9 protein-coding genes are annotated in these 11,796 nt (G+C 63.1%); 6 read left to right on the top strand and 3 right to left on the bottom strand.

Annotated elements, in window-relative coordinates; genetic code table 11:
- Nucleotides 1-117 precede the first annotated feature (117 nt).
- The 5 genes from PCOSP_RS16350 (at nucleotide 118) to PCOSP_RS16330 (ending at nucleotide 7,519) form a co-directional block, all read left to right on the top strand.
- A complete protein-coding gene (locus PCOSP_RS16350) occupies nucleotides 118-543 on the top strand; it encodes a GlcG/HbpS family heme-binding protein (protein WP_139643191.1) in 426 nt (141 codons plus the stop codon).
- A 219-nt stretch (nucleotides 544-762) separates the two neighbouring features.
- A complete protein-coding gene (locus tag PCOSP_RS16345; RefSeq protein ID WP_139643189.1) occupies nucleotides 763-1,599 on the top strand; it encodes an AraC family transcriptional regulator in 837 nt (278 codons plus the stop codon).
- Between the two features lie 51 nt (nucleotides 1,600-1,650).
- Nucleotides 1,651-2,253, top strand: coding sequence for a LysE family translocator (locus tag PCOSP_RS16340; RefSeq protein ID WP_041024012.1), 603 nt, complete (start codon nucleotides 1,651-1,653; stop codon nucleotides 2,251-2,253).
- Nucleotides 2,254-2,399: 146 nt separating this feature from the next.
- Complete coding sequence (locus PCOSP_RS16335) at nucleotides 2,400-2,849, top strand: hypothetical protein (protein WP_464709025.1); 450 nt, start codon at nucleotides 2,400-2,402, stop codon at nucleotides 2,847-2,849.
- Nucleotides 2,846-7,519 (top strand): dermonecrotic toxin domain-containing protein, encoded by a 4,674-nt coding sequence (locus tag PCOSP_RS16330; protein ID WP_464709023.1) that lies wholly within the window; start codon nucleotides 2,846-2,848, stop codon nucleotides 7,517-7,519. Before PCOSP_RS16335 ends, PCOSP_RS16330 begins: the two co-directional genes overlap by 4 nt.
- Here PCOSP_RS16330 and PCOSP_RS16325 read toward each other — a convergent pair.
- Both PCOSP_RS16325 and PCOSP_RS16320 read right to left on the bottom strand, forming a co-directional pair.
- Entirely contained in the window at nucleotides 7,488-8,444 is a 957-nt protein-coding gene (locus tag PCOSP_RS16325; RefSeq protein ID WP_175362735.1) for a class I SAM-dependent methyltransferase, read from the bottom strand. The genes PCOSP_RS16330 and PCOSP_RS16325 overlap by 32 nt on opposite strands.
- A 220-nt stretch (nucleotides 8,445-8,664) precedes the next feature.
- Entirely contained in the window at nucleotides 8,665-9,345 is a 681-nt protein-coding gene (locus PCOSP_RS16320) for a murein L,D-transpeptidase catalytic domain family protein (RefSeq protein WP_464709021.1), read from the bottom strand.
- A 177-nt stretch (nucleotides 9,346-9,522) separates the two neighbouring features.
- Here PCOSP_RS16320 and PCOSP_RS16315 point away from each other — a divergent pair, with 177 nt between their 5' ends.
- Nucleotides 9,523-11,094: a L,D-transpeptidase family protein gene (locus PCOSP_RS16315; RefSeq protein WP_464709020.1), complete on the top strand. Its 1,572-nt coding sequence runs from the start codon at nucleotides 9,523-9,525 to the stop codon at nucleotides 11,092-11,094.
- A gap of 1 nt (nucleotide 11,095) precedes the next feature.
- Here PCOSP_RS16315 and PCOSP_RS16310 read toward each other — a convergent pair whose 3' ends face one another.
- Nucleotides 11,096-11,728 carry an NAD(P)H-dependent oxidoreductase gene (locus PCOSP_RS16310; protein ID WP_464709018.1) on the bottom strand — a complete coding sequence of 211 codons (633 nt, stop codon included), beginning with the start codon at nucleotides 11,726-11,728 and terminating at the stop codon, nucleotides 11,096-11,098.
- Between the last annotated feature and the right edge of the window lie 68 nt (nucleotides 11,729-11,796).

Here is an 11,796-nt window from a genome sequence, read left to right as displayed (position 1 = left end):
TTTTAGTGGATCCATTGGTGTTGTCGCTCGACGAGCAGGATTTCGCACGGGTTGGCTCGAACTGGCGCCAAGGACATACTGCGACACGGGTTCTTGCGTGGCACATCGGAGTGATTCATGAAAACCAAGGCAGTCCTCACTGAACAAGATGTTGCACAGTTGTTGGTAGCAGCCAAGGAGCTGGCGCATCAGCGCCAGTGGGCCGTGTCGGTCTGTGTGGTGGACGATGGCGGCCATCCCCTTGGCCTGTTGCGGTTGGACGGTGCCTCGCCGTTGTCGGCCTACATCGCCACGGAAAAGGCCCGCACCGCCGCCATGGGCCGGCGTGACAGCAAGTTTTTCGAAGACATGATCAATGAAGGTCGCTACGCCTTCCTCAGTGCGCCACATCTGCATGGCATGCTCGAAGGCGGTGTGAGCATTCGCCATGATGGACAGTGCATCGGGGCCATCGGCGTATCCGGGGTCAAGTCCGAGCAGGACGCCGAACTGGCGCGACTGGCGCTGGAAGCGGTGTTGCCGGCCCTGGTTCCTGATCCTTGATCGGAGTGGGGAGCGCCAGTGTGTCCAATGTGGGAGCGAGCCTGCTCGCGATAGCGGTCTATCAGTCGACCCTGCAGTGGCTGAACTCCGTCATCGCGAGCAGGCTCGCTCCCACAGGGATCTGCGCAGGGTCTTCAGAATTCGCTGCACAAATCTTCCAGACAGGCCTCGCGCTGAGCAGTTAATCTGCTCAAACGGATAAATCGAACAGGATTACCCATGACCTCGCGCAACTGGATCGATCTCAAGCAGGACGCCACGTCCGGTATCGAGACCGTGCGCGCGCATTTTGAAGGGCATGCCTACGATCCCCATTGGCATGATGCGTACCTGGTCGGCGTGACCGAGGAGGGTGTACAGCAGTTCCATTGCCGCCGCCAGCAGCACAACAGCACGCCGGGCAAGGTTTTCCTGCTGGAACCTGGAGAACTCCATGATGGGCATGCGCCCCAGGTCGGCGGTTTTACCTATCGCACCTTATACCTGGAGCCCCACTGGCTGGAGCGAGAGTTGCGCTCGTTGTTCGACGTCGCGCCAGACAACGCACAGCTGGGGTTCGCCGCCACCCTGGCCGACGATGCACGCTTGGCGAACGCGACGGCCCTGGCGTTCCAGAGCCTGCACGACCAGGAAATCCGCATCGTCCGCCAGACGGCGCTCGACACTCTGTTGGCCAACCTGACCCAGCACTTGCACTGGCGGGCGCGGATCAACCCCGACCCACGCCTGCCGTTGGTTGCGCAGCAGGCTCGCGATTATCTGCACAGCCACCTGAACGAAGACATCGGCCTGGATGATCTGGCGCGGGTCACCGGCGTCGATCGGTTCCGTCTGACCCGTGCGTTCAAGGCAGCGTTCGGCCTGGCCCCCCACGCTTATCTGATCCAGTTGCGATTGGCCAGGGCGCGACGTCTGCTGGCCCGCGGCGAGAGCGCTGTGGCCGTGGCGGCCCAGCTCGGGTTTGCCGACCAGAGTCACCTGGGCCGCTGGTTCCAGCGCGCCTATCGCTTGAGCCCGGCGGACTACCGCAAGCGCTGCTCAATTGTTCCAGACTGAGCCCGGTCCACGGGGGAGGATAAGGTTAATCCTTCACCGAGAAATTGCTCCATGGACCAGTTACTGCCGTTTGCCTTGTTCGCGTTTGTCGCCTCCATCACCCCCGGCCCGACCAATATCCTGGTGTTGAGCCACAGCTCGCGCTTTGGCCTGCCGACCACCGTCCCGATCATCCTCGGGGCCTGTGCCGCGGCGGCTTTGCTGGTGTTGCTGGTGGGCACGGGGCTGGGGGACGTGCTGGCCCGCCACGCGACGATTCAAACGGCACTGTCCTGGGCCGGCATCGCCTGGCTGAGCTGGATGGCCTGGCAGATTTTCAGCGCGCCGGCCCAGGCCATCGATCCCGACCAGCCCGTCGAGGGACCGAGGCTCGGTCTGGTCGGGGCGGCCGGCTTGCAGTTGGTGAACCCGAAGACCTGGATGATGGCGCTGGCGGTGGTCAGCGTGTTTGCCGGCGCCGAAGCCGACCGTACCGTGCGGGTCCTGTGGCTGTCCCTGGCATTTTTTGCGATCTCGATTCCCTGCATGACCGTCTGGGCTTACCTGGGCCTCGGTGCTGCCAGGTTCTGCCGTTCCGCCGTGGCGATGGGACGGTTCAATCGGACCATGGCGCTGTTGCTGCTGGCCTCGGCGTGGCTGACCTTGCTGGTGTGAGGGGAGGTGACCTCCGTGGCTACCAAAGCCCGCAACCCCTTGCAACGGTTGCGCGGTTTTAAAAAACGGCCATTTCTTGGAGCATCGGGTTCGCGCCGGTTGAGCGCATCTCGATTGCCAATCGCCCCCAAGGATGGAGGTCCACCATGTCTACCCTCGATACCCATGTCGAGTTCATCCAGGCCCGGCTGCCCGCCTGGCTGAAACGAGCCACACGACCCCAGCAGGAACGCTTCAAGGTACTCACCCGGCAACTGCAGCGCGACAGCGATGCGCTGAATGCGTTGCTTACCGACTTGCCATCGCCCTATGCCTTTACCCTCGATCTGCTCAAGGTGCAGCCGCAGCTCCAAGGCTGGATCCGGGTGAATGGCGGCGGCAGCGTCGCCGATGCCATACGCCGGGCACGGGTCAGGCGTGGGCCTTTCGTGACCGATCCCTCGTTGTCGGTGATCGAAGCGGCCATGGGCAACTACCCTCCCGCTGACGCGGTTATCGGGGGGATTTCGATAAGAAGGGTGAGTTGTTCATCCAGGGCAGGCCGGGAGAATTCAACCAGGGGGACAGCCCAACGAACCGTGCGCCACTGGATATGACGCCGGCCAGTTTCGCCAGCCTCTGTCGGCAGGTGGACGTCGGTGGGACATATCGGCGCAAGCTCGAACAGCGGCTGCCCCGCATCGCCGGTGAGACTCCGGTCGTAGCAAAGGCCTACATGGCGTATGCACGCAGCCTGTTGGCTCATGATGCCTACGAGGCGAAGTTGGCCGGACGCCTGGATAGCACCGGTGAACGGCTATTGGCCCATGCCGGTGTCCAGTTGGAAGCGCGGCCCGTGACGCCCTTGGCCTGCGAGGTCAAGGCGCTGGAGCTGCTGTCCGCGCCGTTGTTCGGCGCCCGGGTGTACTGGGGGCTGGCGAGCGACGCCAGCGGTGTTCGTCCGATCGTCCTGCACATGCCCCACGATACCGTGGCTCCGCTCAAACAGTTCGCAAGTTTGCAGGCGCTATCGTCGGAGCTGACCGAGCGGGTCCGTAAACGCAGCTATCGCCAGAGCCTGACGCAATACTTCCCGCTGCGTCTGCAGGCGAGCCTGGGGGAGGCCCTGCACGATCAGGTGGAGTGGACGATCACCGACAACCCCAATCTGTTCCAGGAAATCCATGCTCGCATCACCGGTTGGCGTGAGGGCGAGCAGGGTGAGAGCGGCAATCCCCGTCGCATTCGGATCCCCGTGCCCAGGGTCGCCTGGGGCCTGAATGAGGTGCGCGAGGATCATTGGCACGCCGCCTACCATGAGTGGCGGGGCCATGCGCTGGGCAACGCCTCGGCATTGATGGTGTCGACCCGGGATCAGGATTGGCGGGCGCTGCTGGCACGGCTGGAATACTGGGAGAGTCTGCTCGAGCGTTCGCTGATGCTCGCGGCCACCTTTTTCCCGTTCTGCGTGCCCATCGGCATGGGGGCCGCGGTGGTCGGTGGGGTGCGCCTGGCGTATGAGATTTTCGAAGGTATCCAGGCGTTCAACGAAGGCCACGCACAAGAGGGGATCGAGCATATTTTCAATGTGCTGTTCGGGGTCGCTCAAGGCGCCTACCTGGGGTTCATAGGTGCAGCCATTGAACCCATGCCCGTGGCGGACGGTAGCACCCGGTTGTGGAATGGCGACGTCCGTCCCTTCGAAGCGCGGCGCCTGCCGCCGGTGGAGGCCGAGCAGGACGCCTGGGGCGTCTGGCGCACGACCGACGCGGCCTGGGTGCGGATCGAGGATCGTTATTTCGAAGTACAAGGCACACAGGACAATCTGAGCCTGCGCCTGCCGTCGGGGCACAGGGGCGTCACGCCGCCGTTGGAATGGAGCCGCGCCCGTGGCTGGCAGTGGGCGCATCGCAACCCGTTGCAGCGCGGTAATCTGGAGTTGCTGCGCACGTTTGCCGAGACACCTGCCGAACTGGACAACCCTACGGTCCTCAGCGTGCAACGCCAGGTTGGCATCAGCGAGGCGCATTTGCGCTACCTGCAAGTCGAGGCACAGCCGATGCCAGCCATCTTGGCCGATGCCCTGGATGAGGCCCGGAACTGGCAATGGGTGCGGCACACCATTGACCGTCTACGCCGTGGCGAAGCCCCCCAGGGCATGCATTTTCGCATCGTCCAGACCCTCGCGGAGCTGCCGGGCTGGCCGGAAGACATGACGTTGCGCTACCACGATGGGATGCGAATTTACCCTGTGGGCGATGCGGCCGACACGCGCTCTATCCTGTTAATGCGAGCGGATCTCGCGCGGGATAACTGGGCCGCTCGAATCCTGGATGGGCTGAACGTGGATGAGCAGACCGCGCTGCTGGGCCAGAACAGCCTCGGCTTGCGCCCGCTGGAGCGCAGTCGCTTGTTGGCCGCGCGCTGGGCCGCGCGCCTGGAGCGCGATGCCAAGCGGGTGACCCTGGCCATGGCAAAGTCAATCGCGCTTGACCCGCTGGCCGTTCCCTTGATCCGGGCGTTCCCGGGTTTGCCTGAGTCCATTGCCAACGAGCTTGTCCGCAACGTATCAGGTCAGGATCGACAGCGTTTACTCGAAGGGCGGGTGACTGGAACACTCGGCAAGCAGGGGGCCGAAGCCTTGCGCGAACTGCGCCTGAGTCGGGCCTTGCGCGCCTTGGCGCGAGGTGAAAGCACGGTCGATCGAGACCGCATCGTCATCAACCTGCTGGCCAATACCCCTTCGTTGCGGGGGCGGCTGCACCTGCGCCTGTGGCTGCGCGAGCTGCCGGACCCGATTGAGGTGGGGCAGGGTGGTTCGTTCAAAGTCATCCGCCAGGAAGGTGACCGGTATCGCCCCTTTGACGAAACCGGCGAGGAACTGGCAAGCGCCATGGACCTGGAAAGTGCACTGCTAAGGGCGATGCCGGACGATGCCCGCAGGGCGCTGGGCTTGAACATCTGGGAGGCGGACGAGTTACGTAACCAGTTGCTGGTGCAAGCCCTGGATGACCGGCAAGCGTTGCGTCCCTACCTGGCGATGCGCCGCCTGGGCAGCCTTGGGTCGCGGCCTCTGTGGTTGAACGGGCACCTGGTTTATCCGCTCAGCGGCCGTGGCCGGCTGCCGCTGCAAGACTGGAGCGGTAGCTTGAACCAGCGGCTTGAACGGCTGTATCCGGCTCACGCGGGGGATGCCCTGACACGGTTGCGGTTTGGTCTGGTCGAGCAGGCCCAACTCGAAGGCGTTCGCTTCGATGACTTGATCAACCGCCTGGAGAACGACTGGACCACCCTGGACCAAGGGTTGCGCCAGTGGGAAGAGCAGGAAGGATTTCACCATCCCGTCGAGCAGACGCTGGACCGTGAGGCACTGTTGGCGCAACGTCGGAGCGTTGCCCGGATTATCCGCCGTGCCTGGCAGCGCGCACCTGATCCGGGCAGCGAGGGCAGTGAACTGGTGGTGCGGATCGAAAACGTCAACCTCGGCCGGCTGCCTCCGGTGACTGTGCGCTTGGAACATATCGAGACGATGATCCTGACCAACCTGGGGCTGGTGGAGGATCCTTCGGATTTCCTGCGGATGTTCCCCGGCGTCGATTCGCTGAACCTGCAGGACAATCATCTCACCGCTGTCCCCGTTGCGGTGGCGCAGCTATGGGCATTGGTGGATCTGTCGTTGAGCCGCAACCCGCTGCACCTGGACGCGAATGTATTCGCACCTTTGCTGGGTACCGATCCCTATATCCCTTTGTGGACCCTGGACCTGTCGGGGATCGGCAGCGCACAGGCGGGCACCAATGCCGAGGTGATTGCCGCCATCGGCAGCCTGGCCGGAATACCCTCCCTGCGTGAAGTCATATGGGCCGACAACCTGAGTTTCACACCTGAACAGTTGCAGGCCCTGACCTCTTCGCTGCCGGATTTGCGCTCGCTGAACCTGGCGCGCTGCGGCTTGCGCCTGGATGAAGAGGGCAGCGTGTTCCTGCGCACCGCCACGGCTTTGCAAGAACTGCGCTTGAACGAAAATAACTGCCGGGACCTGCCTGATCTGCCAGAGCTGGTGAACCTGATGACCCTGGAGTTGAGCCGGACCGGGCTCGATCGGGTGCCTCAACTGGCATTGTCAGTGCTGGCCAGGCACACCGAGGTGTTCATTTCCGATACGTTCGTCGTCGACCTCAGCGGCAATCGCATCACCAGCATCCAGGATGACCTGTTGCCTGTGCTCGCCCGCTTGAGCGACCTGGACTCCCTTGGGGTCTGGCTCGACGACAACCCGCTGCCCAGTGTCCAGGCCAACGCCCTTCGGGTGATTTTCCCCGAGTCTTTCCGATACACTATCGATGATTGGCTGTACATTTCGCCCTCGCTCCAGAGGGCCCTGGAGGTCGCTCGCGATGATCCGGGGATGCGCAGCTTCATCGACTGGTTCTCTACGCTCGTGCGCGATGCCGATAGTGGAACAACCGCCGGGTTGTCATTCAGCGTTCGCCAGCGGGCGGCTGCGGTCTTGCAGCATTACATGGGCTCTCCGGGCGCCTATGACCGTCTGCCGACGTTGATCGGCGACTTCGACCAGCAACTGCGGCAACTGCGCACGCGTCTGCAAGCCCGTATTCTGGACAGGGAGCAGCCGGACCTCCCCGAACTGGAACTGCACTTCAGAATGTTCCAGTCGGTCATGCGCGCGCGCCTTTCCCGACACGGTGCGCCTTTTGCCGGTTTCCTGACGGATCACCTGTCCAATTGGGAATACGTGTTGATGGAGCGATTTCCCGACCCCGCGCAACTCGAAGCGCAGATGACCCGGGACGCGTTCATTGACTGGCTCAGCGATGCCCAGGACACGTTCAACAGCAACGATCAGACCCCGAGCCCGGGCGAGATGCTGTGGCGGCCCTACCTGGAATTGATGTCGCCCCAATGGGCTGAAGGGCTGGCGATCTGGGAAACCCTCGATGACGACCTGGTGAATGCCTTCAGCGGGCCGGTGAATCCCTCCCGATGGCCCCAGGTGATGCTGGACAACCTGGCACACCCGGACCCCGAGTTGCCCAGCGCCCTGGAGCCGGTCACGGAAGGCGGGCGAACGGTCTGGCGTCGTATCGGGCTAGAAGCCGTCGCGGATGTGGATTGGGCCGCCGGCCGGCCGGTGACCCTCACCGAGGATCAACTGCGCCGCACCATGGCCATCTACCGTTCGGTCAAGAGCCGGGAAGTCGAGGCCTTGGTGCGTCGGGTGACCATGGGCCTGGTCAATGCCTGGTGGCCGGTGCTGCCGCTTTGAAGACCAGGGCCTTCAGGCCACATTGACTGTCGACGTCGGGAAATTCCGGCGGGTTGGCCAGGCGTTCGCTGAAGGCCAACCCAGGGGCTTCGCGGGTAACTCCGTCGATGAGAAAGTCCGGGCCGGTGGCCGGGTCATTGCTGCAGGCCAGGACGGTGCCGTCGGCGGCCAGCAGTTCCGGCAGCCGGCGCAGCACCCGCTGGTAATCCTTGGTCAGCAGGAAACTGCCTTTCTGGAAGGTCGGCGGATCGATGATCACCAGGTCATAGGGGCCGCTGTTGATCACCTTGCCCCAGGACTTGAACAGGTCGTGGCCGAGGAAGCTCACCTGGCCCAGGTCATGCCCGTTCAAGCGATGGTTGTCGCGACCCCGGCTCAGGGCCGCGCGGGACATGTCCAGATTGACCACGTGCTGCGCACCACCGGCGATTGCCGCCACCGAGAAACCGCAGGTGTAGGCGAACAGGTTCAGCACGCGCTTGCCGGCGGCATTGGCCCGGACCCAGTCACGGCCGTAGCGCATGTCGAGGAACAGGCCGTTGTTCTGCTTCTTGCCCAGGTCGATCCGGTACTGCAAGCCGCCTTCGGTCAGGGTCCATTCATCGATGGGCTCGCCCACCAGCCATTGGGTGAGGCTCTGCGGCAGATAACGGTGTTGCACCGCCAGGGTATGAGCCTTGCTGTGTTGCCATGCCGGCGTGGCAGCGATGGCGAGCAGCGTCGACAGCAGGTCGTCCAACTGTTCAGGCGCAGGCTCCTTGAACAAGGAAACCAGCACCACACCTTGGAGCCAGTCGACGGTGATCTGCTCCAGCCCCGGCCAGCAGCGCCCGCGGCCGTGGAACAGGCGACGGGTTTCTTCCGGCACGGACGCCAGGGCGGTCAGTAAGTGAGTCTGCAGGGTTTGAAGGGCTTCAGGGTTCATCAGGCAATGCCGGCGATTCGAAAGGCCGGCATTTTAACCACAGTGGCACCGGGCGCAATCTGTGGCGAAGTGGCCTGGGGTGTGTCAGCCAATCAGGCTGTGGAATGTGAGGCCGCTATCGCGAGCAGGCTCGCTCCCACATTGGTCCTTTTGCGCCCGCGAAATCGGCGGTCACTCGATGCCTTGTGGGAGCGAGCCTGCTCGCGATAGCGGACTACAGTCAGCCACCACTGGTCGCCAGAATGCTCGCCACCTGTTGCGGCTGGCAGTTGAGGTAGGCCGAACGTTTGAGCCAGCTTGGGTCCGGGTACCAGGAAAACATGAATTGCCCACCCTTGAGCTTGTCGATCACCTGGCGCGCCACCTGGGGGCGCACAGCAGGGCAACCCTGGCTGCGGCCGATACGACCCTGGCGCAAGCTCCACAACGGGTTCACGTAGTCGGCGGCATGGATCACGAGGGCTCGGTCACGGGCCTGGTCATTGAAGCCAGGCTCCAGGCCGTCCATGCGCAGCGAATAACCATGGGTGCCCTGATAACTTTCCTGCGTGCGGAACAACCCCAGGCTGGACTGGTAGCTGCCCAGGCGATTGGAGAACTGCGTGGCGAAATTCTCCCCGGATTTCTGCCCGTGGGCCACCAGGTCGCGCAGTACCAGCTTCTTCTGGCGCAGGTCGAAGATCCACAGGCGCCGGGCTGTGGACGGTTGGGAATAGTCGATCACCGCCAGGTGACGGGCCTGGCGCGCACCGTTGGCGACCGCGCATTGCATGGCGCTCAAGGCACTTTTGAGTGCCAGGGGATTGAGTTCCGGCGCGGCGTGGGCGAGGCTGTTGTAAAGCTGTTGAGCATTCGCCTGCGCGGCCAGCGCCGGAGCGCATACCGCGCCTAGCGCTGCCATGGCCAGGCAGAGCCGGCGAATGAGCGTGAGCGTGGCTGAAAAGAATCCACGCGGGTTTACAGGCTGATGTGTGTGTGCGGCATCCCGTCCGTAATTGTTCGTGTGCATCATGATGGCGGGTCGTACCTGTCGCAAAGTCAACCGTCAACGAGACGGCCATGGATTGGAGTAAAGCAGTTGTTCAAAAAGCCCGTATGTTACTTGAGCCTTTTATTGCTCGCTTCGCCATTGGTCGCGACAGCCGGTGACGTTTCGTTTGGCGATCTGCCACCGGTACAGGCCACGCTGGTGCGGTTATCGGAGGCTTGTCCGGTGCTGGCCGGCGGTGTCGACTTTCCGACGATGCTGAGCTTGCAGGCGTTCTACGAGCAAAACGCCGGCCAGGCCATCTGGTCGGACGACGAACGGCTGATGGCCTTGCGGGTTCAGTTGCAGCAACTGGCCGACGATGGACTGGACCCGGCCCGCTACAGCTTGCCGGCCGCCGATACCTCCCTGAGCCCGGCCTGTGTCGACATCGCCATCAGTCAGCGCTACCTGCAAGCCTTGCATGAACTGCGTTTTGGCTATTTGCCCCAGGACCGCCTGGAGCCGGTGTGGAAGGCCAGCCCGCAGCCCCAGGACCGCCAGGCCATGATCCTGGCCATTGCCGGGCCGGGCTTGAACAACCTGGCCGCCGCCTTTGAACAAGCCCGCCCAAGCCTGGAACTTTATCGCAACCTGCGCAGGCTTTATGCCCAGCAGCGGCAACAACCTTTGTCCGAATGGCAGCCGGTGCCCACAGGGGCCCTGTTGCAACCGGACAAGCAGGACACCCGGGTGCCGGCCCTGGCGCGACGGTTGTTCAGCGAAGGTTACCTGAGTGCGCCGCCGGCCGTGGGCGACGAGCATTACAGCCCGAGCCTGGTGGACGCGATGAAAAGCTTCCAACTCCGGCATTCACTGCAAGCCGATGGCGTGGTGGGGCCCTGGACCGTCACCGAGCTGAATGTCAGCCCGGCCATGCGCCGCGAGCAACTGCGAATCAATCTGGAGCGCATGCGCTGGCTGGCCCAGGACCTGGAACCTGACAGTGTGCTGGTCAACGTCGCGGCGGCCCAGTTGACGGTGTACCAGGGAGGCGCGCCGGTCTGGCAAACCCGCACCCAGGTGGGCCGGGCGGAGCGGGAAACGCCGCTGCTCAAATCCCGGGTGACGAGGCTTACCCTCAATCCCACCTGGACCATTCCCCCGACCATTCTGAAAGAAGACAAGCTGCCGGAGATCCGCCGCGATCCTGAGTTCCTCAGCCGCCAGAACCTGAAGATCATCGATCGCGATGGCCTGCCACTGATGGCGGAAGACATCGACTGGGATCATCCGGGCGACCTGATGCTGCGTCAGGATGCTGGCCCGAAGAATCCGTTGGGCAAACTGGTAATTCGCTTTCCCAACCCGTTTTCCGTGTACCTGCACGACACGCCCAGCCAGGCCTTGTTCAGCAAGGGACCGCGGGCGTTCAGTTCGGGATGTGTGCGGATCGAGCAAGTGATGCATCTGCGGGACCTGCTGTTGACTCCGGCCGAACGCCTGCGCACCGACACCCTGCTGGCCGATGGGCGGACCTATGAGTTCAGGCTGGCCAAACCCATGCCGATCCTGTTGGGTTATTGGACGGTGCAGGCGGACAGCCAGGGCCAGGCGGTGTATATCCCGGATGTCTATGGGCGGGATGTGAAGCTGTCCGCGGCCCGCGGTCGAGCACTCTGAGTCACGCGGGGGTGGCACTCGGGTGGAGCTGTACCGTCTTGTCCACCGTCGCGAACAACCGCTGGCCAATGCCGACGGCGGCTTGCAAGTGCAGTTGCGGATCGATGATTTCCGAGTCGAGCAAACGGTGCGAGCTCAGTACCTGGGCGCCACAATAATCAAAAATGCCATGATCGATTTGCGTGGTCATCGCCTTGCCATAGCCATGACGCAGGAAGGAGTCGGCATCGGCTCCACCGACCGCCACCAGATGGACGCGCAGGTGCTGCAACTTCTGGATAAACGGCTTGTCGAGGCTGAAATCGAATGCCCAGCCGTTGGAAAATACTCGGTCGATCCAGCCCTTGAGCAACGCGGGCATCGACCACCAATAAATGGGGTAGACCAGTACCAGCGTATCGGCACGCTCGATTCGCGCCTGCTCGGCCAGTACGTCTGGCGGTGGCGAAGCTTCGCGGCGATGGACTGCGTGGTCGGCGAAACTGAAGCGCGGGTCGAAGCCTTCAGCGGCCAGATCGGCTATCTCGAAGGTATGGTTGGGATCGGCGTGGGTCAGGCCTTGGCCTATTTTTCCAGCAAGACTATGGGTAAGGGAACGTGGGTCATGATGAGCCACAACGATGAGTGCGTGCATGGCAAAACTCCTGCTGGTAACAACGACGGGGAAGCGGTTATGCTTAGTTAAGTTACTCTTAGTAAGTT

It is taken from the genome of Pseudomonas sp. MAFF 730105 (genome assembly GCF_055380705.1).
Note: the sequence above shows the minus strand (reverse complement) of the source record. Positions and strands in the feature narration are given on the sequence as shown.